Annotated in this window: 19 protein-coding genes; 10 read left to right on the plus strand and 9 right to left on the minus strand. The window is 71.8% G+C overall.

Translation table 11 applies throughout. From position 1 onward, the window contains the following. Nucleotides 1–243 precede the first annotated feature (243 nt). Together G3I42_RS01855 and G3I42_RS01860 are read right to left on the minus strand one after the other, a co-directional pair. The gene (locus G3I42_RS01855; protein WP_164282127.1) at nt 244–1,029 is read right to left on the minus strand and encodes an aldo/keto reductase; all 786 of its coding nucleotides are present in this window, start codon (nt 1,027–1,029) and stop codon (nt 244–246) included. A 205-nt stretch (nt 1,030–1,234) separates the two neighbouring features. After that, a complete protein-coding gene (locus G3I42_RS01860) occupies nt 1,235–3,058 on the minus strand; it encodes an AMP-dependent synthetase/ligase (protein ID WP_164282107.1) in 1,824 nt (607 codons plus the stop codon). A gap of 803 nt (nt 3,059–3,861) precedes the next feature. On the opposite strand from G3I42_RS01860, the gene G3I42_RS01865 reads away from it, so the two are divergent. After that, the gene (locus G3I42_RS01865) at nt 3,862–4,908 is read left to right on the plus strand and encodes a cytochrome P450 (RefSeq protein ID WP_164282108.1); all 1,047 of its coding nucleotides are present in this window, start codon (nt 3,862–3,864) and stop codon (nt 4,906–4,908) included. Here the strand turns inward: G3I42_RS01865 and G3I42_RS01870 are convergent. Beyond that, on the minus strand, nt 4,899–5,510 hold the full coding sequence (locus G3I42_RS01870) for a GNAT family N-acetyltransferase (protein ID WP_164282109.1): 612 nt from the start codon (nt 5,508–5,510) through the stop codon (nt 4,899–4,901). The two genes, G3I42_RS01865 and G3I42_RS01870, sit on opposite strands and share 10 nt — an antisense overlap. Nucleotides 5,511–5,612: 102 nt before the next feature. Then, on the minus strand, nt 5,613–6,563 hold the full coding sequence (locus G3I42_RS01875; protein ID WP_343244421.1) for a LysR substrate-binding domain-containing protein: 951 nt from the start codon (nt 6,561–6,563) through the stop codon (nt 5,613–5,615). Between the two features lie 139 nt (nt 6,564–6,702). On the opposite strand from G3I42_RS01875, the gene G3I42_RS01880 reads away from it, so the two are divergent. Together G3I42_RS01880 and G3I42_RS01885 are read left to right on the plus strand one after the other, a co-directional pair. Next, complete coding sequence (locus tag G3I42_RS01880; RefSeq protein ID WP_164282110.1) at nt 6,703–7,707, plus strand: bile acid:sodium symporter family protein; 1,005 nt, start codon at nt 6,703–6,705, stop codon at nt 7,705–7,707. Nucleotides 7,708–7,760: 53 nt separating this feature from the next. After that, on the plus strand, nt 7,761–8,996 hold the full coding sequence (locus tag G3I42_RS01885; RefSeq protein ID WP_164282111.1) for an MFS transporter: 1,236 nt from the start codon (nt 7,761–7,763) through the stop codon (nt 8,994–8,996). A gap of 197 nt (nt 8,997–9,193) precedes the next feature. On the opposite strand, the gene G3I42_RS01890 is transcribed toward G3I42_RS01885, so the two are convergent. Both G3I42_RS01890 and G3I42_RS01895 read right to left on the minus strand, forming a co-directional pair. Continuing rightward, the gene (locus G3I42_RS01890) at nt 9,194–9,532 is read right to left on the minus strand and encodes a restriction endonuclease (RefSeq protein WP_164282112.1); all 339 of its coding nucleotides are present in this window, start codon (nt 9,530–9,532) and stop codon (nt 9,194–9,196) included. Beyond that, the gene (locus G3I42_RS01895; RefSeq protein ID WP_164282113.1) at nt 9,492–10,139 is read right to left on the minus strand and encodes a hypothetical protein; all 648 of its coding nucleotides are present in this window, start codon (nt 10,137–10,139) and stop codon (nt 9,492–9,494) included. The genes G3I42_RS01890 and G3I42_RS01895 overlap by 41 nt, the downstream gene beginning before the upstream one ends. Nucleotides 10,140–10,672: 533 nt before the next feature. Here G3I42_RS01895 and G3I42_RS01900 point away from each other — a divergent pair. After that, nucleotides 10,673–11,215, plus strand: coding sequence for a hypothetical protein (locus G3I42_RS01900; RefSeq protein WP_343244422.1), 543 nt, complete (start codon nt 10,673–10,675; stop codon nt 11,213–11,215). 117 nt (nt 11,216–11,332) lie between these two features. On the opposite strand, the gene fdhD is transcribed toward G3I42_RS01900, so the two are convergent. The 3 genes from fdhD to G3I42_RS01915 form a co-directional block, all read right to left on the minus strand. Beyond that, nucleotides 11,333–12,175 carry a formate dehydrogenase accessory sulfurtransferase FdhD gene (fdhD, locus tag G3I42_RS01905; RefSeq protein ID WP_164282115.1) on the minus strand — a complete coding sequence of 281 codons (843 nt, stop codon included), beginning with the start codon at nt 12,173–12,175 and terminating at the stop codon, nt 11,333–11,335. 141 nt (nt 12,176–12,316) lie between these two features. Continuing rightward, nucleotides 12,317–13,822: an MFS transporter gene (locus G3I42_RS01910; protein WP_164282116.1), complete on the minus strand. Its 1,506-nt coding sequence runs from the start codon at nt 13,820–13,822 to the stop codon at nt 12,317–12,319. A gap of 106 nt (nt 13,823–13,928) precedes the next feature. Then, complete coding sequence (locus G3I42_RS01915) at nt 13,929–14,546, minus strand: TetR/AcrR family transcriptional regulator (RefSeq protein ID WP_203606238.1); 618 nt, start codon at nt 14,544–14,546, stop codon at nt 13,929–13,931. Between the two features lie 297 nt (nt 14,547–14,843). Between G3I42_RS01915 and G3I42_RS01920 the strand changes: the two genes are divergently transcribed. From G3I42_RS01920 to G3I42_RS01945, 6 genes are all read left to right on the plus strand, one after another. Beyond that, nucleotides 14,844–15,791: a beta-ketoacyl-ACP synthase III gene (locus G3I42_RS01920; protein WP_164282117.1), complete on the plus strand. Its 948-nt coding sequence runs from the start codon at nt 14,844–14,846 to the stop codon at nt 15,789–15,791. Nucleotides 15,792–16,055: 264 nt separating this feature from the next. Further along, a complete protein-coding gene (locus G3I42_RS01925; protein WP_164282118.1) occupies nt 16,056–17,237 on the plus strand; it encodes an ROK family transcriptional regulator in 1,182 nt (393 codons plus the stop codon). A gap of 289 nt (nt 17,238–17,526) precedes the next feature. Next, nucleotides 17,527–19,014: a sugar ABC transporter ATP-binding protein gene (locus G3I42_RS01930; protein ID WP_203606240.1), complete on the plus strand. Its 1,488-nt coding sequence runs from the start codon at nt 17,527–17,529 to the stop codon at nt 19,012–19,014. Continuing rightward, nucleotides 19,011–20,054 (plus strand): ABC transporter permease, encoded by a 1,044-nt coding sequence (locus tag G3I42_RS01935; RefSeq protein ID WP_164282120.1) that lies wholly within the window; start codon nt 19,011–19,013, stop codon nt 20,052–20,054. Before G3I42_RS01930 ends, G3I42_RS01935 begins: the two co-directional genes overlap by 4 nt. Nucleotides 20,055–20,155: 101 nt before the next feature. Further along, nucleotides 20,156–21,196, plus strand: coding sequence for a substrate-binding domain-containing protein (locus G3I42_RS01940; RefSeq protein ID WP_164282121.1), 1,041 nt, complete (start codon nt 20,156–20,158; stop codon nt 21,194–21,196). Between the two features lie 77 nt (nt 21,197–21,273). Then, nucleotides 21,274–22,494, plus strand: coding sequence for a Gfo/Idh/MocA family oxidoreductase (locus tag G3I42_RS01945; protein WP_164282122.1), 1,221 nt, complete (start codon nt 21,274–21,276; stop codon nt 22,492–22,494). Nucleotides 22,495–22,504 lie beyond the last annotated feature (10 nt).

Consider the following 22,504-nt stretch of genomic DNA (forward strand, 5'->3'; position numbering starts at 1 on the left):
GGCCAGGGCCGCAGCCCCCGCGACGTCGCCGCCCGCGTGCGCGAGGGCGGCCAGTACGCGGCGGGCGGCGAGGAACTGGCCCGCCGCCTCGAAGCGCTGCCCCGCCCCGACGAGCCGCGCCAGGACCCCACGTACACCCTGCTCGCCCTGCGCAAGCGCAACCGGGGCTGAGCCCCCGAGCGAGGGAGGGGACGCCCGGCGTGCGCCGCGCGTCCCCTCCGTCCCGCGTCCGTCGGGCCTCGGTCAGTTGACCTCGTCCGGGTGGCCGCCGAGCCGGTGCTCCTCGTTGAGGGCGCGGATCGCGGCCATGTCCTCCTCGTCCAGCTCGAAGGAGAACACGTCGATGTTCTCCTTGATGCGGGACGGGGTCACGGACTTCGGGATGACCACGTTGCCGAGCTGGACGTGCCAGCGCAGCACCACCTGCGCCGGGGTGCGGCCGTGCTTCTGGGCGATCGCCACGAGCGCGGGCACCTCCAGGAGGCCCTTGCCCTGACCCAGCGGCGACCACGCCTCGGTCGCGATGCCCTGCTCGCCGTGGAAGGCGCGCGCCTCGCTCTGCTGGAGGTGCGGGTGCAGCTCGATCTGGTTGACCGCGGGGATCACCGAGGTCTCCTCGATCAGCCGTCCCAGGTGCGCGGGCGTGAAGTTGGAGACGCCTATCGCGCGGGTGCGCCCGTCGGCGAGGAGCTTCTCGAAGGCGCGCCACGTGTCGACGTAGCGGTCCTTCGACGGGCACGGCCAGTGGATCAGGTACAGGTCCACGTAGTCGAGACCGAGCTTGTCGAGGGAGGCGTCGAAGGCCCGCAGCGTCGTGTCGTACCCCTGCTCCTCGTTCCACAGCTTCGTCGTCACGAACAGCTCTTCGCGGGCGAGCCCGGAGGCCGCGAGGGCCTTGCCCGTCCCGCGCTCGTTGCCGTAGATCGCGGCCGTGTCGATCGAGCGGTAGCCGGCGTCGAGCGCGAGCCCGACGGCGGTCGTCGCCTCCTCGTCGGGCACCTGCCACACGCCGAAGCCGAGCTGCGGCATCTCGACGCCGTTGTTCAGGACGATCGGGGGAACCACCTTGTGCGCACTCACTGCGTCTGTTGATCCTTAAGCGCTCATCGGCCGGCACGGGGACGGGCCGGCGTCCGCGCCGTCCGCCCCGCCCGGCCCGTACCGGACGTACTCACCGACCTTAACGACGTGCCCGCGGGCACGTGTTCCCGGGGCGGCGGGAGGCCCGGAGGGCTCAGCCCCTGTACAGCGCCGTGATCTCGTGCGCGTACGTCTCCTCGATCGCCTTGCGCTTGAGCTTGAGCGAGGGCGTGAGCAGGCCCTGCTCCTCGGTGAAGGGGCGGGACAGGATACGGAAGGTACGGATCGACTCGGCCTGCGAGACCTGCGTGTTCGCCGCGACCACCGCGCGCCGCACCTCCCGCTCCAGCTCCGGATCGCGCACCACGGCCGCCGGCTCGCGGACCGGCTGCCCGCGCATCTCCAGCCAGTGCGTCACCGCGTCCTCGTCGAGCGTCACGAGCGCCGAGACGTAGGGACGGTCGTTGCCGAGCACGACGCACTGAGCCACGAGCGGGTGTTCGCGCACCCGGTCCTCCAGCGGCCCGGGTGAGACGCTCTTGCCCCCGGAGGTCACCAGGATCTCCTTCTTGCGGCCCGTGATGGTGAGGTAGCCGTCCTCGTCGAGCCGCCCGAGGTCGCCCGTCGCGAGCCAGCCCTCGCGCAGCGCCGTGTGCCCGCTGCGCGGCGTGTTGAGGTAGCCCTGGAAGACGTGCTCCCCGCGCAGCCACACCTCGCCGTCCTCCGCGATCCGCACCGCCGTCCCCGGCAGCGGCCGTCCCACCGTGCCGAAGCGGGCCCGGCCGGGCGGGTTCGCGGTCGCCGCCGCGCTCGACTCCGTGAGCCCGTACCCCTCGTACACCGTCAGGCCCGCGCCCGAGAAGAACAGCCCGAGCTTGCGGTCCATCGCCGAGCCGCCCGACATCGCGTACCGCAGCCGGCCGCCGAGCACCGCGCGCAGCCGCGCGTACACGAGCTTGTCGTAGACCTGGTGCTGCATCCGCAACTGCGGCCCCGGCCCCGCGCCCAGCCCCAGCGCCCGCTGCTCGCGCGCCTCCGCGTACCGCACCGCGACCTCGACCGCCTTCGCGAAGACCCCGCCACGTCCCTCCGCCTCCGCCTTGCGCGCCGCCGAGCGGTGGATCTTCTCGAAGATGTACGGGACCGCGAGGACGAACGTCGGCCGGAACGCCGCCAGTTCGGGCAGCAGAGCCTCCGCGCTGAGCCGGGGCTGGTGCCCGAAGCGGACCCGGCCCCGTATCGCCGCGACCTCCACGACGCGCCCGAAGACGTGCGCGAGCGGCAGGAACAGCAGCGTCGAGGCCTCCTCGCCGCGGTGCGGGGTGAAGACCGGCTCCCACGCGCCGAGCAGCGTGTCCGCCTCGAACATGAAGTTGCCGTGGGTCAGGACGCATCCCTTGGGGCGACCCGTCGTGCCCGAGGTGTAGATGACCGAGGCCACCGAGTCGGGCGTGACCGCCCTGCGGTGCCGGTGCACCACCTCGTCCGCGATGTCCGCGCCCGCCGCCATCAGCTCCTGCTCCGCGCCCGCGTCGAACTGCCACAGGCGGCGCAGGTGCGGGAGGCGGTCGACGACCGAGCCGACCGTCATCGCGTGGTCCTCGTGCTCCACGAACGCGGCGGCGACCTGCGCGTCGTGGAGCATCCAGTACACCTGCTCCGCCGACGACGTCGGATAGACCGGCACGACCTGCGCGCCCACGGTCCACAGCGCGAAGTCGAGCAGCGTCCACTCGTACCGCGTCGGCGCCATGAGCGCGACCCGGTCCCCGAAGCGGATGCCCTCGGCGAGCAGCCCCTTCGCGACCGCGAGGACCTGATCGCGGAAACCGGCCGCCGTCACGTCGTGCCAGCGCCCGCCGCTCTTGCGCGCGAGCACGACGCGGGCCGGGTCCTCGATCGCATGGTCGAAGACACAGTCGGCGAGGCCGCCCACCGGCCGCGCCCGGGTCAGCGGTGGCTGACTGAACTCGCGCAAAGCTGCTCCTCGTGGCGCCGCGGACCCCAGCGCCGGGCTGGCACGGGGATGCGGCGCCGAGACGCTACCGCAGGTAAGCGCGACCGGGGGAGCCCTCGCACGGCGCCTGTCCCGCCCGCATATGCCCCGAATCCCTCTCTCGAACCCGCCCCAACCAGGACGTAGCGGGACAGGGGGTGAGGAGAATCGCGGGGGATTACTGACTGAGGAGTAAGTACCGCGCGGCCCTCCTCCACGGAATCTGTACCGAAGCCGCACGGGTTTCCGCAGGTGAGACGGTGTCAGGTGGGGGAGAGGGGGTGGCGGTCGTCGGCCGGGGGCGGGGCGGGCGGCGCCGGCCGGTGGGCGGGCGGCCGGTGGGCGGGTCGGCCGCGTGCTGATTCCGTACGAACTCCCCGCCGCGCCGACCGGATAAACCCCGGCCGCTCTTTTTCGGACCGCCGGTCCCGGAAAAAGGCCGGAGCGGCCCTCCGGTGTCAAATTCTTCCCATGAGCGTTGACAGGCCATCAATCACTGGTCTTCACTGATCATCAGCGCGCCGAAGGGAAATCCGATCGATCGACCGGAAGGCGCACGCTGTTTTCCTCGACCGCCCACCCGGAAAGAAGGAAAGAATATGCGGCTGCTTTTCTCGCTCAAGAACAAGATGTCCCAGCAGAAGAGCCTGAAGGCTCACGCCTGGTACATCTGGTACTGATCCCCTCGGCCGCGTTCTCTTCCCGGGAGCGCATCTTCGAGCCGGGACGGCGCCCGGCGACGGGTTCGCCGGGCGCCGCCTTCCCGGCTTTCTGGAGCTGCACGGATGACGTCACACCCCCGGACGCGCCCCCACGAGCGGGAGATCCTTTTCGCGCCGCCTCTCGAAGCCCTGCTCCGCGACCACCTCGGCGCGGACCTCTTCCGCCCGGAGCCCGACACGGTCGGCGTCGCGGGGCCCGCGCTCGTCGACCGGATACTGGCCGCGCGCCCGGCGGGCAAGACAGAACGGCCGACCTTCAAACCCCTCCTCGGCCGGGCGATCCCGCACCAGCGGGCGGCGACCCAGATGCAGGCCATCGGCCACGACGTGCGGGCGGCCCTCAAGCGCGAGGCGCCCCGCGACCCGGACCTCTCGGGCCCCTGGCCCCACGTCGGCCACGTCTACCTCCGCGACCTGATCCTCGGCGGGGACCCGCGCCGGCTGCGCGTCCTGATGAACCGCGCCCTGGAACTGACGCCGAAACTCACCTGGACCGTCATCGCGGCCGGAGCCGCCCTCCCCGCGCCGCGCCGCCGCACCGGGACGACCCGGCTCGGCGCGCTGAGCGCCGAGGCCGCCACGTACCAGGAGCGCAGGTACGCGATGGGCCTCTACCGGCGCACAGCCGCGCCCGTGTGCTTCACGATCTCCACCCTCGTCGCCAACGCCCTCTGGCTCGGCGCCCCCTTCGCCGCCGACGTGCCGAGCCGGCACCTCGTCCACGAGTCGCTGCGCCTGCTGCCCCCCTCGTGGAATATCCTGCGCAATTCCTCGCCCGAATATCCCGCGATCGACGCCCGCATCACACCCGCCGACGACGTTCTCGTGCTCCCTTTCCTCAGCCACCGCGATCCCGCGCTGTGGAAAAACCCGGAGGAATTCAGGCCCGAGCGCTGGGAGGAACTGGACTCCGACACCACGCCCGGATATCTGCCTTTCGGGCATTCGTCCGAACGCTGCTGGGGGCGGCACATGGTCATGCCGCTCGCCGAAATGCTCCTCGACATGATCCGGTCCAGCGGCCTGGTCGTCGACCCTCGCCAACGCACCGCGCGGGTGCCGCTCACCGGACTCATGGGGGTGGACCAGGTCCGCCTCGTTCAGCCCTGAGCCGTCGCGCGGGCCGCCCCTGGTGCCGTACTGCCCGGCCCCGCGGCCGTACCGCCCGCCCCCGGCGTCGTTCCGCCCGCCGGTCGCACCATCAGCACGTCGACCGGGCCCTCGTCCTCGACGTGGAAGCCGTGGCGGGCGTAGAGGCGCTGGGCGGCGCTGCCGCGCAGCACGTGCAGCCGCACGGACCGACCGTCCGCGCGCGCCAGGAGCGACCGCAGGACGGCGCCGCCGAGACCCCGGCCCTGATGACGCGGGGCGAGGTAGAAGTGTTCGAGCCAGTGGCCACCGGCCTCGGCGGGCCGGAACGTGACACAGCCCGCGAGCGCCCCCGCGGACACGATCGCCGAGGTGTGGACCGGCGAGAAGGCGTCCCGCAGGCGCTGCCGCACGCGGTGCGCGTCGTAGCGCCCGAGGCGCTCCAGGTCCGGGCGCATGACCTCGGCCCGTATCTCCACGAGCGCGTCGAGGTCCGTCGCGGTGGCGGCGCGCAGCTCCCACGCCCCGGCATCGACCCCGCCGCTCGTCCTCGCGCCGACTTCGGTCGCCTCTGCGGCCGTCGCCTCTGTGGCCGCCTGTGTGGCCCTCGCCTCTGTGTGCATGGCGGGAATATGCCATGGGAGGTCAGGCAGCCGGTAAGGGGTTTCACCGTGCGCCGTGCGATCCCGATTCGCCGGGGCCCCGCGTCATCCCGCTCCGCCGCGTCACCCACTCCGCTGCGGGCCCGCGTCACGCCCCTTCCCCATGCGACCCCCTCCGCCGCCGCGCCCCCCGCCCCTCCCGCCGTCGACCCACCCGCCGTGCAGACGGTCCCCGCTCGCCAGGATCGCTTCCGCGAGCGCCCGGCCCGGCTCCCGCGCCTCCGCCCGCCGGTCGTCGTGGACCAGGACGAAATCGACGTCGCCCAGCGCGGGCAGACCTGCCCGCTCGGGGACGCGGACGAGGCCTGGCGGGATCAGGCCCCGCGCGTGGGGGAGGACCCCGAGGCCCGCACGGGCCGCCGCGACGAGACCGTTGAGGCTCCCGCTCGTGCACGCGACGCGGTACGCGCGGCCCTCGCGCTCCAGCGCGCGCAGTGCCCGGTCGCGCGTGATGCCGGGCGGCGGGTAGACGATGAGCGGGAGCGGCAGCCCCGCGTCGAGCCGCAGCCGCTCGCCACCGATCCAGACGAGCGTGTCGCGCCACACCAGCACCCCGTGCGTCTCCCCGGCCCGCCGCTTGGCGAGCAGGAGATCGAGCCGCCCTTCGGCGAGCCGCTCGTGGAGGGTCCCCGAGAGCCCCACGGTCAGCTCCAGATCCACCTCGGGGTGCGCCAGGCGGAAGGACTCCAGGATCTCCGGGAGCCGGGTCAGGACGAAGTCCTCGGAGGCCCCGAAGCGCAGCCGCCCGCGCAGCCGCGTCCCCGCGAAGTGCGCCGCCGCCTGCTCCTGCACCGCGAGCAGGCGCCGGGCGAAGCCGAGCATCGCCTCGCCGTCCTCGGTGAGCGCGACCGTGTGCGTGTCCCGGCCGAAGAGCGGCCTCCCGGTCTGCTCCTCCAGGCGGCGTACGTGCTGGCTCACCGTGGACTGCCGCACCCCGAGCCGCTGTGCGGCCCGCGTGAAGCTCAGCGTCTGCGCCACGGTGAGGAAGGTGCGCAGGTGGGAGGGGTCGTACACGGTGGGGGAGTGTAGTCGCGGTTATCGCGTCGCGCGATAGCAGTCAGAGCGGTGTACGGGGTTCCCGATCAACGACCGGGTGCGGCACGATCGATGGTGTCCCCACCCTTCCCCGCACGCCTAGAGGACGGCCTTGCCCATGAAACGCCTCCGGCTCCCGCTGGACCCGTACGTCCTGTCGCTCCTCGGCACCGTCCTGCTCGCCGCGCTGCTCCCCGCGCGCGGCGGCGTCGCGAGCGGCGTGTCGGGGGCGTCGACGGCCGCCGTGGCGCTGCTCTTCTTCCTGTACGGGGCGCGCCTGTCCACCGCCGAGGCGCTCGACGGACTGCGGCACTGGCGGCTGCACGTCACCGTCCTCGCCGCGACCTTCCTCGTCTTCCCGCTGCTCGGCCTCGCCGCCTACGCCCTGCGCCCCTGGCTCCTGAGCCCCGACCTCTTCACGGGTTTCCTCTTCCTCACCCTCGTGCCCTCGACGATCCAGTCCTCGATCGCCTTCACCTCGCTCGCCCGCGGCAACGTGCCCGCCGCGATCTGCGCGGGCTCCTTCTCCTCGCTCTTCGGCATCGTCCTCACCCCGCTGCTCGCCGCCGCGCTCCTCGGCGACAGCGGCGGCTTCTCGGCGGGCTCGCTCGGCAAGATCGTCGTCCAACTGCTGCTCCCGTTCCTGGCGGGCCAGTTCCTGCGCCGCTGGGTCGGCGGTTTCCTGGTCCGGCACCGGAAGGCGCTCGGGTACGTGGACCGGGGCTCGATCCTCCTCGTCGTCTACACGGCGTTCAGCGAGGGCATGGTGCGGGGCATCTGGCACCAGGTCACCGTCCCGCGCCTGCTCGCCCTCCTCCTCGCCGAGGCCGTTCTCCTCGCCGCGATGCTCGGCCTCACGTGGTGGGGCGCGGGGCGCCTCGGCTTCGCCCGCGCCGACCGCGTCGCGATCCAGTTCGCGGGCTCGAAGAAGTCCCTCGCCTCGGGCCTGCCCATGGCGAGCGTCCTCTTCGGCGGCCATGCCTCGCTGGCGGTGCTGCCGCTGATGGTGTTCCACCAGATGCAGCTCATGGTGTGCGCGGTGATCGCGCGCAGGCGGGCGGCGGAGGCGGAGCCGGAGGCGATGGCCGAGGTGGCCGCCCTGACCGGGAGCGGCCGGGGCTGAATAGGGTGGGCGCGCACCCCCGCCGCACCACTTCCCCCGGAGACCCGCACTTCATGGATTCCGTGCCCGTGGACCCCCAGGTCCGCCGCCACCGCGTCGCCCTCAACCTGTGCTTCGCGATACCCGGCGTCTCGCTCGCCACGTGGGTCACCCGCACCCCCGACGTGCGCGACGGCCTGGGCGCCTCGACCGCCGAGATGGGACTCGTGCTCTTCGGCATGTCGATCGGCTCGATGCTCGGCATCCTGGCGGCGGGCGCCCTGGTGGCGCGCTACGCGACCCGCCCGGTCATCATCGCGGGCATGGCGCTCGTCCTGGCGGGCGTCGGCGTGGTGGCACTCGGTACGGGGACGTCGGCGGCGCTCCTCGTGGCCTGCGGCCTCATGTTCGTCGGCGCGGGCATCGGGCTCTCGGAGGTGGCGAGCAACGTCGCGGGCGTCCATGTCGAGCGTGAGATGGGGCGCCCGGTCCTGCCCGTGATGCACGGCTGCTACAGCCTCGGCACGGTGGTGGGCGCGGGCCTCGGCGTGGCCGGGGCGGCGGTGGACTTCCCGGTCCCGTGGCACCTGGCGATCGTGCTGGTCCTGGTGGCCGCGCTCTTCGCGTACGCGATCCCGGGGCTGCGCCCGGGCGTCGGTGGTACGGGCACGGGCGAGGCCGGACCGGTACGCGAACGCCGCCTCTACCTCAACCCGCGCCTCCTCCTGATCGGCGGCGTCGTCTTCGGCATGACCCTCGCGGAGGGCGCAGCGACGGACTGGCTCCCGCTCCTGATGGTCGACGGCCACCACATGCCCGCGGGCCTCGGCTCGCTCGTCTACACGGGTTTCGCGGCGACGATGGCGGCGGGCCGCTTCGCCGGAGGCCCGGTGGTGGCGCGCTTCGGCCGCGCGAAGGTTCTGGGCGCCGGAGCACTCCTGACGGCGGTGGGCATCGCTCTGGTCTCCTTCGTGGACAACCCGGCGACGGCGGGCTGCGCGGTCCTCCTCTGGGGCCTGGGCACCTCCCTCGGCTTCCCCCTGGCCCTCTCGGCAGCAGGCGATTCGGGCCCCGACACAGCGGCCCGCGTCGCCCTGACCTCCCGCATCGGCTACGTCGCCCTCCTGGCCGGCCCCCCCTGCCTCGGCTTCCTGGGAGACCACGACGGCCTCCGCACAGCGATGCTCCCGGTCCTGTCCCTGATGCTCCTGGCAGCCGCCTTCTCCCCGGCAACGGCCCCGCGACCGGCGACATCCCTCCCGTCCCCGCGCCCGAAAACGGCGAAGACGACCGAGGAGCAGGCGAGCTAGGCCATACCGGGCCCCTGCGAGCACCGCTCTCCTAAAGCGGGTGTCGAAGGTGCGCATTTTGCGGGGCCCCGGACTGGTCCCGACCTTTTGGCATCCAGCTTTGACACGTAGTCCGACTCACACCAGAACTCTTCGCCTTCGCCCCAACCACCGCCACCCGCATCGGAGCAGCATGGCACCGGCGGCTTTCTCCTAGGTCATTCCGTCCTTGAAAAGATTTCGGAGACGGGCAGATAGCAGTGGCCTGTCTGGCTGGCGTGCTTCCTCTTGGGGGTCATCAACTCGTCCAGGCGGATACGTCGGTCCAGCACGGCCATGAGGTCGCTGCCGTCCATCGTTATGAACGGCGTGCTGAGGCTGTAAATCGCCAGAGCATCGGAGGTGAAGCCGTTCGTGCTGATGTACAAGCCGAGAGTGTTCTTGCTCTTGCGCTCGATGTTGGTTTTGAAGACGTCCAGCTCCCGCCGGCCGATGCGCTCCTTCCACCACTTGGCCTCAAGAACGTAGTAGATCAGTGTCGAAGGCGAACGCGCCATCGATCTGCTCGTGCTCCATGATGTAGGCCGCCCGCGGCTCCAAGTCGTACAGGGCGAACAGTTCGTTGATGAAGCCCTCGAAGTCCGTCCCCCGCTGGTGCTTGTCGGTGGCCGAGTGCATCACGATGAACCGCTGCTTCAGGTCCTCATGAGCTTGAGCGAAGATCCGGCCGTCCTGATCCTTCTTCGCACTCTCGGCTATGGCCGCCGCGTGTTCTTCGTGCTCCTTGATGAGGTCCTGCTGCTTGCCAGTCCAGCGCCGCAGTTCCGCGACGGCCGCCGTGGCCTTGGCGACCATGACGTCACCATCGACCTGCCGTTCGAGATTTGGAAACCGGTCCATGGCGGCGATGTCAAGCATGAGCGCCACGGTCACGTCTAGGTACCGGGTCTCATTGGCCCGCAGCAGCTTGACCAACTGGCCGGAGACTTCGCGCTTGGTGGCCCGGAAGTTGAGCTGCGGCAGGAGTTCGCTGTGGTCCTTCAGCATCCCGCGGACGTACAGCTCAAAGGGGTCCTTGTTCCAAAAGATCAACCAGAGTGCGTCGGCCAGTGCGTTGTACGCGCTGGGGTTGATCGTCTTCTTGCGGGCACCGGGCTGCTGCAACTACCCCTCCTCCACACGCACTGTCATCGACCCATCACAGTACCGCGCGATCAGTCGATGACCAGACTGTACGACAAGGCGTGACCCAACGGATCGGTATGACTCGTCATCCCCCGACGGCATCGTCGCGAAATCCAGCACGTCCTCATCGAGTTCAGCGCCCGCAGTCGAACCGGCCTTGGTGGAGAGGTCTGTCAGTCGCTCCGCGGAATGCGGCGTACCGCCATTGCGGTAGACGAGACCAGCGGCGAGTCAGCAGTGTGCACGTACGGGTCGCGGTGCTCCCGCCTTTCGTCGCGCGCCCGACACTCCAGCCCCCTGCTGACGCACGTTCCCGCACGTCGCCCCTGGTCAGCCCCGCCGTGGCCGGATCGCTCCCTTGCGCGTGCTTTGTGTGCGTGTCACACAGTTGTGAGGTGGGGTGGCCGGGCGAAGGGGGATGCTGCGTGTCCGTGTTGGGCGGAGAATCAACGGGGCCGTCTGCTTGGGCGAGCGAAAGGTTCGGGCGGCATGCCGGCTTTCTGGCGACTGCCGTGCCGGTGCGGCTGGCCCGCGCGCACGGCAAGGCGCATGCCGCGCATCGGGCGGCCGGGCTGAAGAAGCGCAGCCCTTACGGGGTCGCCCTCGCCGGGCTCGTCCGGGAGCACTTGGCGGAGGTGGCGCGGGAGTTGGAGGAGCCGGTACGGGACGTGCGCGGGTACGAGTACGCGGTGATCAACGATCATGCCCTCTTCCCCTTCCGGTACGCCGACCGACCGAGGCCACTCGATCGCGCCCGGTTGCCTGCCAACGCCTCGCCCACCCGACGCCGGCTGTTCCAGGCTCATGGGCCCCGGCCGCAAGAGGGGCTGTTCGATATCGACGACGGTCTGGCGACCGACGAGTACCTGGGCCTGCACGAGGCCTTCGACGAACTGGGCGCCTCCACGAAGCTGGTCTGCGTCTTCTTCACAGCCGACGCGGAGCACGGCATCCACGCGATCCACTGGGGAGAAGCCCGCCTCGAACAGGACCGGACGTTCACGTGGCAGTACAACGAGCGGCTTCCCCTGGCTCCCGTTCGGCTCGCAGAATGAGGGCGCGCACCTCGGCCGTAGTGCCGGACAAACGGGCAACCGGGCAACCGGACAACCACGAGTACCGGTCGCGCGGGCCCGCCTGCTTCGGCGCTCCCGCCCCCTCTCAATCCCCGCTCACACCCCCGCCCCCTTCAGCACCAGCCGCTCCTCCCCCGCGTACACGTTCATCGACTCGCCCCGCAGGAACCCCACCAGCGTCATGCCCGTCTCCGTCGCCAGGTCCACTGCCAGGGAGGACGGGGCCGAGACCGCTGCCAGGACGGGGATACCGGCCATCACCGCTTTCTGGGCGAGTTCGAAGGAGGCGCGGCCCGAGACCAGGAGGATCGTGCGGCTCAGGGGGAGGCGGGCGTCGGTGAGGGCGCGGCCGACGAGTTTGTCGACCGCGTTGTGGCGGCCGACGTCCTCGCGGATGTCCAGCAACTCTCCCGATTCCGAGAAGAGGGCCGCCGCGTGGAGGCCGCCCGTGCGGTCGAAGACGCGCTGGGCGGCGCGGAGGCGGTCGGGGAGGGCGGAGAGGAGGGCGGGGGTGAGGCGCAGGGGCGGGGTGTCGGCGAGGGGGAAGTGGGTCTGCGTGCGGACCGCGTCCAGGCTCGCCTTGCCGCACAGGCCGCACGACGAGGACGTGTAGACGTTGCGTTCCAGGGTGAAGTCGGGGAGGGCCACGCCTTCGGCGAGTCGCACGTCCACGACGTTGTACGTGTTCGAGCCGTCGTCGGTCGCCCCGGCGCAGTACACGATCGACCGCACGTCGTCGGCGGAGGCGAGGACGCCCTCGCTCACGAGGAAACCGGCGGCGAGCGCGAAGTCGTCGCCGGGGGTGCGCATCGTGATGGCGAGCGGCTTTCCGGCGAGCCGGATTTCGAGGGGTTCCTCGGCGACGAGCGTGTCGGGGCGCGCCGACACCACGCCCGCCCGTACGCGGGTGACCCGCCGCCGTTCCGTCACGCGTCCCATGAGCAAGCCCGCCCTTTCGTGTCCCGTGGCCGCCTGCCCCCCGAGGGCCGCGGCACGCCTGTACGAGCGTGTCACGGCCCTCGTGCGGACGGTACGGGGAGGGGGGCTGATCAGGAACGGTCCTCTTCCGGTCCGTACGGATCACATGTGCGCCACCGGTGCCGCGTGCTCCTCCGCGCGGCGCGCCTTGCGGCGGCGGAAGAGGAGGCCGGCCGCGACGAGGCCCACGGCGAAGAAGACCGCCGTCCAGACGTACGCGTCCGAGTAGCCGTGCACCCCGGCGGCGAGCCGTGCCTTCGGGTCGCGCGCGTCGTGGGTGGCGAGGTAGTCGGACGCACCGCTCGCGACGATCGTGTTGAGCAGTGCCGTGCTGAGCGAACCCCCGACCTGCTGCATGGTGTTCACGAGCGCGCTCGCCGCGCCCGCCTCGCTGTGCGCGACACCCACCGTGGCCTGGCTCATCGCGGTCGCCATCACGGCACCCAGGCCGAAGCCCGCGAGGATGAGCGGCGGCAGCACGTGGCCCGCGTACGAGCTGTCCACGTCCAGTCGCGAGAGCCACAGCGCGCCGCTTCCTCCGAGCAGCATCCCGGCGCTCACCACGAGCTTCGGCCCGAAGCGGGGGACCAGGACGCTCGCCCCGGTCGTCGCCGTGGACATGATGGCGAGGCTCATCGGCAGGAACGCGAGCCCCGTCCGCACCGGGGACAGCCCCAGGACCTGCTGGAGGTAGTACGTCAGGAAGAGGCTGATGCCGAAGATCGACGCGCCCGCGACGAGCATCGCGAGGTAGGCGGCGCCCCGGTCGCGGTGCAGGAGGATGCGCAGTGGCAGGAGCGGGTGGGCGGTGCGCGTCTGCCAGAAGCAGAACGCGGCGAGCAGCAGGGCGCTCGCGACGAGGAAGCCCCAGGTGCTGACGGACGACCACGAGTGGGATTCGGCGTTCGAGAAGCCGTAGACGAGGCAGAAGAGCCCCGCGCTCGCGAGCAGCGTCCCCGGCACGTCGAGCTTCTTCGTACGGTCGCGGGCGGTACGGCGCAGCAGGAGCAGTCCGCCGACGAAGGCGATCGCCGCGAAGGCGATGTTGACGTACAGGGTCCAGCGCCAGTTGAGGTGCTCGGTCAGGATGCCGCCGAGCAGCAGCCCGAGTGCCGCACCCGAGCCGGCGACCGCGCCGAAGATGCCGAAGGCGCGACCGCGCTCGGCCGGGTCGGTGAACGTTGTCGTGAGCAGCGAGAGCGCGGCGGGCGCGAGCAGCGCGCCGAACAGGCCCTGGACGGCGCGCGCCACGATCAGGACCTCGAAGCTTCCGGCCGCGCCGCCGAGCACGGAGGCGAGCGCGAAACCGACGAGACCTATGAGGAAGGCGTTCTTGCGGCCGAACAGGTCGGCGACGCGGCCGCCGAGGAGCAGCAGCGAGCCGAACGCGAGCGAGTAGGCCGTGACGACCCACTGCCGGTCCGCGTCGGAGAAGCCGAGGTCGAGCTGCGCGGTGGGCAGCGCGATGTTCACGATCGTCGCGTCGAGGACCACCATGAGCTGCGCCACGGCGATGAAGACCATGATCAGCCAGCGGTGCGGCACGGGCCCGGGGGCGGTTCCGGCGGCGCCGGGACGTGCCGGGGCGTCGGTTGCGGGCGAGGACATGCGGTACTTCCTTGGAGGGTGAGGGAGGCTCTACGGATGGGGAGCCAGGGGATACGGGGGCGCGGCGGCGGGCGCCGGGGCGGGCTTCTTCGGCCGCCCGGAACGGTCAGCTGTGCAGCAGCGCCGGGAGGAGGACGTCCCCCACGAGGGCTTCGAGCCCCGAGGGCTCGGTCTCGCCGCGGAGACCGCGCACGAGGGCGGCCCCGAAGAGGAGCCCGTCCAGGTGCCGCGCGGCGGCCGGGCGGTGCGGCAGCTCGCCGCGCGCGACGGCGCGGTCCACGGCGGCGTCCAGCTCGGCGGACTCGGGTTCGATGAAGGCGTGCAGCAGGGCCTCGTGCAGGGCCCGGTCCTCGAGGGAGGCGTGCGCCACCCCCCAGACGAGCGTCGTCGATTCCGTGAACCCGGCCGCCACCCGCCGCGCGGCGGCGAGCAGGTCGCCGCGGAGCGAGCCCGTGTCGAGCCCCGCCCGCGGCGCGCGACGGGTGCGTGAGACGGCCGTCGCCACGAGGCGCTGCTTGCTGCCGTAGAGGCGGTACAGCGTCGCCTTGCTGCACTGGGCGCGGGCCGCGACGCCTTCCATCGTCAGCGCCTCGTACCCCGTCTCCCGTACGACGGCGAGGGCCGCGGCGAGGAACTCGTCCTCCCGCTCTGGGGTGAGCCGGGGGCGCCGCACGGGGGGACGCGCCCCGGGAGGGTGCGCGCGGTCCCCGGCCTTCTCGCTCATCACGGCTCCCAGAAAAGAAACGATCACGTTTTTTACGGGCCTCACCGTAGCGCGGCCTCCGGGAAAAACGCAAACGTTTCCAAAGGTGCCCCGGCCGACCCCGCCGGGGGCCTCCGCACTCCTTCGCGCCCCCCTTTCACCCCGCACGCCCCTGGCGCCCCCTGGTTCTGGGTGAACTCTCCAAGCCCGTCGCCCGAATCCTGTCGCTTTACCCACCTCCGTACCCGTCGGTAAGTGATCACGCTGGAACAATCCGTCTCACGGCTACGGAACACGGCTACGGAGGGCAAGACCCCCATGAACGGTTCACGGATCGTCGCACTCGGTCACTACCAGCCCGGCCGGGTGCTCACCAACGAGGACCTCGCCGGCATGGTCGACACCAACGACGCGTGGATCACGTCCCGCGTCGGCATCAGGACCAGGCACATCGCGGGTGACGACGAACCGGTGGACGAGCTGGCCGCCTACGCGGGCGCGAAGGCGCTCGCCGCCGCCGGGCTCACCCCCGCCACCGTCGACATGGTGATCGTCGCCACCTCCACGGCCGTCGACCGCTCGCCCAACACCGCCGCCCGCGTCGCCGCGCGGCTCGGGATGCCCTCGCCCGCCGTGCTCGACGTCAACGTCGTCTGCGCCGGCTTCACGCACGCCCTCGCCCTCGCCGACGCGACCGTCCGCGCGGGCAGCGCCCGGCAGGCCCTCGTCATCGGCGCCGACAAGATGTCCGCCGTCACCGACTGGACCGACCGCGGCTCGTGCGTCCTCGTCGGCGACGGGGCGGGCGCCGCCGTCGTCGAGGCGACCGGGGCGGGCGAGGAGCCGGGGATCGGCCCGGTGCTGTGGGGATCGAACCCGGCGATGGGCAACGCGGTGCGCATCGAGGGCACCCCGTCGCGCTTCGCCCAGGAGGGACAGACCGTCTACCGCTGGGCCACCACCCAGCTGCCCGCCATCGCCCGGCAGGTCTGCGAGCGCGCCGGGCTCGCCCCGGAGGACCTCGCGGGCGTCGTGCTCCACCAGGCCAACCTGCGCATCGTGGAACCGGTCGTACGCCGCCTCGGCGCCGTCAACGCCGTGGTCGCCAAGGACGTCGTGGACTCGGGCAACACTTCCGCCGCCAGCATCCCGCTCGCCTTCTCCAAGCTCGTCGAGCGCGGCGAGCTGAGCAGCGGCGACCCCGTCCTCCTCTTCGGCTTCGGCGGAAACCTCTCGTACGGGGGCCAGGTCGTCCGCTGCCCCTGAAATCCACCGCTGTCGGGGCAATTCGCCCGCCCCGCACGCGCGTTGGCCCGCACCATTCGGCCCTTTGTCCTGCGCCGGGAGAAAGTAGGGGCCAATTCCCGCGCAAGTCCTTCCCCTTCCCGTACCCCGCTGCTACGTTCCACGTCGAAAGCGCGAACGCCCGCGAGCGCGAAAACGCCGCGACCCGCTGCAAGCGGGCCGTGGCGGCGGGCGGCGGCGAGGGAATCGGACGGCCGGTGAGGCGGGGAGGGGCGCGTGAGACGCATGACGGCACGTCCCGCCAACACGCATCAGGCCCGGTTGCTGCGACTGCTGCGCGACGGGGGTCCCAACTCCCGCGCCCAGCTCGGTGACCAGGTCGACCTCTCACGGTCCAAGCTGGCCGTCGAGGTGGACCGGCTCCTGGAGACCGGGCTCGTGGTGGCCGACGGGCTCGCCGCCTCGCGGGGCGGCCGGCGCTCGCACAACATCCGGCTCGCGCCCGGACTCCGCTTCCTCGGCGTCGACATCGGGGCCACCTCGATCGACGTCGCCGTGACCAACGCCGAGCTGGAGATCCTGGGGCACATCACGCACCCCATGGACGTCCGCGCGGGGCCGGTCGCGGTCTTCGAGCAAGTCCTCACCATGGCGGCGAAGTTGCGGGCATCGGGCTTCGCCGACGGCTACGACGGCGCCGGTATCGGCGTCCCGGGGCCGGTCCGCTTCCCCGAGGGCGTCCCGGTGGCGCCGCCGATCATGCCGGGCTGGGACGGCTACCCCGTCCGCGAGGTCCTGAGCCAGGAACTCGGCTGCCCCGTCATGGTCGACAACGACGTGAACCTCATGGCCCTCGGCGAGCAGCACGCCGGAGTCGCCCGCTCGGCCGGGGACTTCCTGTGCGTCAAGATCGGCACCGGCATCGGCTGCGGGATCGTCGTCGGCGGCGAGGTCTACCGGGGCACCACGGGCAGCGCGGGCGACATAGGACACATCCAGGTCGAGCCCGAGGGCAGGCCCTGCGCCTGCGGCAACAGGGGCTGCCTGGAAGCCCACTTCAGCGGTGCGGCGCTCGCCCGCGACGCGGAGGACGCGGCCCGCGAGGGCCGCTCGCCCGTGCTCGCCGAACGCCTCGCCACGCAGGGCGCGCTCAGCGCGGCCGACGTGGCGGCGGCAGCGGCGGCCGGTGACACGGCGGCCCTCGACCTCATCCGCTCCGGGGGCAACCGCACCGGACAGGTGATCGCCTCCCTCGTCAGCTTCTTCAACCCTGGACTCGTGGTGGTCGGCGGCGGGGTCACGGGCCTCGGCCACACCCTGCTCGCCGCCATCAGGACCCAGGTCTACCGCCAGTCCCTCCCGCTCGCCACGGGCAACCTGCCCATCGTCCTGGGGGAGTTGGGCCCGGCCTCCGGGGTCATCGGTGGCGCCCGTCTCATCAGCGACCACCTCTTCTCCCCGGCCTGATACGCACCACCCCTGCCACAGGTACAGCGCCACCCGCACGACGCACGAGCCGCACCACTGTCCGAGCCGCGCCGCACTTCGCCACGCCCAAAACCGGCCGCACCTTGAAGCACCCGCACCCGCACTCCGGCACTCGCCGAGGGATATCAGCCCCTCCGGCGTTTGAGGAGCGGGGTGTGGGGCGGAGCCCCACGAAACCGGGCCCCCGGGACGCGGCACGTCACCCAAGGGGACCGCCATGGCACCAGCGCACCACCCACCCGAGAGCCCGCCGCAGGCGCTTCTCACCATGACCGGCATCACCAAAGCCTTTCCCGGCGTCCGCGCGCTCGACGGCGTCGACCTCGACGTGCGCCCGGGGGAGGTGCACTGCCTGCTCGGCCAGAACGGCGCCGGGAAGTCCACCCTCATCAAGGTGCTCGCGGGCGCCCACCAGCCCGACGAGGGGACGATCGTCTGGCACGGCGAGGAAGTCACCCTCAAGTCGCCAAGTGCCGCCATGTCCCTGGGAATTGCCACGATCTACCAGGAGCTCGACCTCGTCGGCCACCTCTCCGTCGCCGAGAACGTCTTCCTCGGCCACGAGCGCACCACCGCCGGTTTCGTGGTGCGTCCCGGCTCCGCCCGCGCCGAGGCGAGCGCACTCCTCGCCCGCCTCGGCCACCCCGAGATCGACCCGGGCGTCCTCGTCGGCAGACTCTCCGCCGCGCACCAGCAGATCGTCTCGATGGCCCGCGCGCTCTCCCACGACGTCCAGCTCATCGTCATGGACGAGCCCTCGGCGGCGCTCGACCCGGACGAGGTCGAGAACCTCTTCCGCATCGTCGCCGACCTCACCTCCGACGGCGTCGCGGTCGTCTACATCTCGCACCGCCTGGAGGAGATCCGCCGCATCGGCGACCGGGTCACCGTGCTCAAGGACGGCCGGGCGGTCGCGGGCGGGCTGCCCGCCGAGTCCACGCCGACGAGCGAGGTCGTCTCGCTCATGACGGGCCGCAAGGTCGAGTACGTCTTCCCCGAGCGCCCCGCCGAGCAGGCCGGTGCCACCGTGCTCAAAGTCGAAAGCCTCAGCAGGGAAGGGGAGTTCGCTCCCGTCGACTTCGAGGTGCGGGCCGGCGAGATCGTCGGGCTCGCGGGCCTCGTCGGCTCCGGACGCTCCGAGATCCTGGAGACGGTGTACGGGGCGCGCAAGCCCACGAGCGGCACCGTCACGGTCGACGGGCAGGCCCTGCGCCCGGGCAGCGTGCGCTCGGCCGTGCGCGCCGGGATCGGGCTCGCGCCCGAGGAGCGCAAGGCGCAGGCGCTCCTCGGCCTCGAATCCGTCACCCGCAACGTGTCGATCTCCACGCTCTCGCGCTTCTCCAAGGGCGGCTGGATCGAGCGAGGCAAGGAGCGCGCCGCGGCCCGCGCCGCGACCCGTGAACTGTCGCTGCGCCCCGACAACCCCGACGCGCAGGTCCGCACCCTCTCCGGCGGCAATCAGCAAAAGGCCGTCCTGGCCCGGTGGTTGCTGCGCGGCTGCAAGGTGCTGCTGCTCGACGAGCCGACGCGCGGCGTCGACGTCGGGGCGCGCGCCGAGCTGTACGCCGTCATCCGCAGGCTCGCCGACGACGGTCTCGCCGTCCTGCTCGTCTCCAGCGAGGTCCCCGAGGTCCTGGGGCTCGCCGACCGTGTCCTCGTCCTGCGCGAAGGCACCGTGGTGCACACGGCGCCCGCCCAGGAGCTCGACGAATCCCGCGTACTCGACCTCGTCATGGAAGGGAGCCCGGCGTCATGACGCAGCCCGCCTCACCCGCGCGCGAAGACGGTGCGGGAACCGCCGCCGCACCGCCCGAGAAGTCCCCGGAGACGGCCCCGAAGTCCGCCCCCGCCAAGCGCCTGGTCCGCTGGGACGGGCGCACGCTCACCCTCGTCGGCGTCCTGGTGGCGCTCGCCCTGGTCGGTGCGATCACCAAGCCGGACCAGTTCATCGCGACCTCCAACCTCCAGCTGATCCTGACCCAGTCCTCGGTCATCGGGGTCGTCGTGGTCGGTGTCACCTTCGTCATCATCTCCGGCGGCATCGACCTCTCGGTCGGCGCGATCGTCGCGCTCGCCTCGGTGTGGGCGACGACCGTCGCGACGCAGGAGTACGGCTTCTGGGGCATCGCGTTCACCGCGCTCGTCGTCGGGCTGGCCTGCGGGCTCATCAACGGGGTCCTCGTCGCGTACGGGCGGCTCGTCCCGTTCATCGCGACGCTCGCGATGCTCGCCTCGGCGCGCGGGCTCGCCCTCCAGATCACCGACGGCCAGACGCAGATCGTCTCCGTGAAGTCCGTGCTCGACCTCGGCCGCCGCGAGAACTACGTCCTCGGCATCCCGCCCTTGGTCCTCGTCTTCCTCGTCGTCGTCGTCCTCGGCTGGCTCCTGCTGAACCGCACCACCTTCGGGCGGCGCAGCGTCGCGGTCGGCTCCAACCCCGAGGCGGCCCGCCTCGCCGGGATCGACGTCCGCCGCCAGCGCCTCTACCTCTACCTGCTCTCCGGACTGTGCTGCGGCATCGCCGCCTTCCTGCTCGTCGTCCTGGTGGGTTCGGGCCAGAGCACCAACGGGAACCTGTACGAACTCGACGCCATCGCCGCCGCGATCATCGGCGGCACCCTGCTCAGCGGCGGGCGCGGCACGATCGTCGGCTCCGTGCTCGGTGTGCTGATCTTCACCACGATCAACAACATCTTCGCGCTCAACAACCTCCAGACGGACGTCCAGCAGATCGCCAAGGGCGCCATCATCGTCATCGCCGTCCTCGTCCAGCGCCGCGACGCCCGCGACACCTGATCCCGGGGACCAGGCCGCCACCCCCCACCACGCACTCCCCGCACCGTCCCGCACCACCCCACCACCCTTGCAGTACACGCCCTACGGGAAGGGTCACCGCCATGTCACACGCCACGAGCCGCAGAGGACTCCTCTTCGGCGGTGCCGCGGTCGGCGCGACCGCGCTGCTCGCCGCCTGCACCAGCAACGAGCCGGCCGAGGCCAAGGAGGAGAAGAGCGACGCGGCCCCGGCGGCCGAGGAGACCGGCAAGCACGTCACGATCGGCTTCGCCGGTCCGCAGGCCGACCACGGCTGGCTCAACGCCATCAACGTGCAGGCGAGCGAGCGGGCGAAGAAGTACTCCGACATCACCTTCGAGAAGACCGAGGGCTCCAACGACACGGCCACCCAGGCGGGCCAGATCGACACCCTCATCAACAAGAAGGTCGACGTCCTCGTCATCCTCCCCGCCGACGGCAAGGCCCTCACGCAGGCCGGTCTCAAGGCGATGCGCGCCGGAATCCCCGTCGTCAACCTCGACCGCATCTTCGACACCCCGCAGGCGTACCGCTGCTGGGTCGGCGGCGACAACTACGGCATGGGCCTCAACGCCGGGCACTGGATCGGCGAGCAGCTCAAGGACAAGAAGAACGCGAAGGTCATCGAGCTCGCGGGCACCGACAGCCTGGAGCTGACCCGGCAGCGCACCAAGGGCTTCGACGACGCCCTGAAGAACTACCCGAACATCAAGAAGGTCGCCCGCCAGGCCGCCGAGTTCACCGTCGAGTCGGGCCAGGCCAAGATGGCCCAGCTCCTCCAGGCGCAGAAGTCCTTCGACGCCTGCTGGAACCACGACGACGACCAGGGCGTCGGCGCCCTCCAGGCCATCGAGCAGGCGGGCCGCGACGACTTCATCATGATCGGCGGCGCGGGCGCGCGGTCCGCGATGGACCACATCAAGGCGGGCGACGGCGTGCTCAAGGCCACCGTCCTCTACCCGCCGACGATGGCCGCCTCCGCGATCGACCTCGCCCGCGCCCTCGGCCAGGGCAAGGGGGTCTCCGGGCTCGCCGAGGCCGAGATCCCCACCCAGCTCACGCTGTACTCGGCCGTGGTCGACAAGGACAACATCGACCAGTACCTGTCGACCGGCTTCAAGTAGGCCGCGCGGCAGCAAGGGGGGTTGACCCCGGCGGGGGCCGGCCCCCCACCCGTATCTCGCCAAGGAGGAATGACCGCATGAGCACTACGGAGCACGAGGACGAGTCGGCCACGAGCCCGCCGCGCCTCGGCGTGGGAATGGTCGGCTACGCCTTCATGGGCGCCGCCCACTCCCAGGGCTGGCGCACCGCGGGGCGGGTCTTCGCGCTCCCCCTCAGGCCCGAACTGGCCGCCCTGTGCGGGCGTGACGAGGCGGCCGTGACGAAAGCGGCCCGGCAACTGGGCTGGGCCGCGGCCGAGACGGACTGGCGGGCACTGATCGCCCGCGAGGACGTCGACCTGGTCGACATCTGCACCCCGGGCGACAGCCACGCCGAGATCGCCATCGCGGCCCTGGAGGCCGGCAAGCACGTGCTGTGCGAGAAGCCGCTCGCCAACACGGTTGCCGAGGCCGAGGCCATGGTCGAGGCGGCCCGTGCGGCCCGCGCGCGCGGACAGCTCGCCATGGTCGGCTTCAACTACCGCCGCGTGCCCGCCGCGGCCTTCGCCCGGCAGCTCGTCGCCGAAGGCCGCCTCGGCACCCTGCGGCACGTCCGCGTCACCTACCTCCAGGACTGGCTGACCGACCCCGCCTCCCCGCTCACCTGGCGCCTGGACAAGAGCAAGGCCGGCTCCGGCGCGCTCGGCGACCTCGGCGCGCACATCGTGGACCTCGCCCAGTACCTCACGGGCGAACCGCTCGTCGGCGTCTCCGCGCTCACCGAGACCTTCACGACCGAGCGCCCCGTCCCCGAGGGGTCCGGGGCCTGGCTCGGCGGGACGGGCTCGGGCGAGCGCCTCGGCCCGGTCACCGTGGACGACGCGGCCCTCTTCATCGGCCGCACCGCCTCGGGCGCCCTCGCCTCCTTCGAGGCGACGCGCGTCGCCGCCGGGCGCAAGAACGCGCTGACGCTCGAACTCAACGGCTCCAAGGGCTCGCTCTCCTTCAACCTGGAGCGGCTCAACGAGCTGTCCTTCCACGACCACACGGAGCCGGCCACGACGAGCGGTTTCCGCCGCATCCTCGTCACCGAGCCGGAACACCCCTACCTGCACGCCTGGTGGCCGCCGGGCCACGGCCTCGGCTACGAGCACACCTTCGTCCACCAGGCGCACGACCTCGTGCACGCCCTCGCGACGGGCGAGCAGCCGGTGCCCACCTTCGAGGACGGGCTCCAGGTGCAGCGGGTGCTCGCCGCGGTGGAGGAGAGTGCCGAGAAGAACTCCGTCTACACCCCCGTCGCCCAGCCGGTCTCCTGAGAAAGGGCCC

It is taken from the genome of Streptomyces sp. SID11385, assembly GCF_010548245.1.
Classification (GTDB): Bacteria; Actinomycetota; Actinomycetes; order Streptomycetales; family Streptomycetaceae; genus Streptomyces.

Bases quoted from the DNA above. Each gene is read 5' to 3' on its own strand.
- G3I42_RS01945 (WP_164282122.1), top strand. From the start codon at position 21,274: ATGAGCACTACGGAGCACGAGGACGAGTCGGCCACGAGCCCGCCGCGC.
- G3I42_RS01915 (WP_203606238.1), bottom strand. From the start codon at position 14,546: ATGAGCGAGAAGGCCGGGGACCGCGCGCACCCTCCCGGGGCGCGTCCC.
- G3I42_RS01855 (WP_164282127.1), bottom strand. From the start codon at position 1,029: ATGCCGCAGCTCGGCTTCGGCGTGTGGCAGGTGCCCGACGAGGAGGCG.
- G3I42_RS01930 (WP_203606240.1), top strand. From the start codon at position 17,527: ATGACCGGCATCACCAAAGCCTTTCCCGGCGTCCGCGCGCTCGACGGC.
- G3I42_RS01920 (WP_164282117.1), top strand. From the start codon at position 14,844: ATGAACGGTTCACGGATCGTCGCACTCGGTCACTACCAGCCCGGCCGG.
- fdhD (WP_164282115.1), bottom strand. From the start codon at position 12,175: ATGGGACGCGTGACGGAACGGCGGCGGGTCACCCGCGTACGGGCGGGC.
- G3I42_RS01925 (WP_164282118.1), top strand. From the start codon at position 16,056: ATGACGGCACGTCCCGCCAACACGCATCAGGCCCGGTTGCTGCGACTG.
- G3I42_RS01880 (WP_164282110.1), top strand. From the start codon at position 6,703: ATGAAACGCCTCCGGCTCCCGCTGGACCCGTACGTCCTGTCGCTCCTC.
- G3I42_RS01910 (WP_164282116.1), bottom strand. From the start codon at position 13,822: ATGTCCTCGCCCGCAACCGACGCCCCGGCACGTCCCGGCGCCGCCGGA.
- G3I42_RS01870 (WP_164282109.1), bottom strand. From the start codon at position 5,510: ATGCACACAGAGGCGAGGGCCACACAGGCGGCCACAGAGGCGACGGCC.
- G3I42_RS01935 (WP_164282120.1), top strand. From the start codon at position 19,011: ATGACGCAGCCCGCCTCACCCGCGCGCGAAGACGGTGCGGGAACCGCC.
- G3I42_RS01865 (WP_164282108.1), top strand. From the start codon at position 3,862: ATGACGTCACACCCCCGGACGCGCCCCCACGAGCGGGAGATCCTTTTC.
- G3I42_RS01890 (WP_164282112.1), bottom strand. From the start codon at position 9,532: ATGGCGCGTTCGCCTTCGACACTGATCTACTACGTTCTTGAGGCCAAG.
- G3I42_RS01885 (WP_164282111.1), top strand. From the start codon at position 7,761: ATGGATTCCGTGCCCGTGGACCCCCAGGTCCGCCGCCACCGCGTCGCC.
- G3I42_RS01940 (WP_164282121.1), top strand. From the start codon at position 20,156: ATGTCACACGCCACGAGCCGCAGAGGACTCCTCTTCGGCGGTGCCGCG.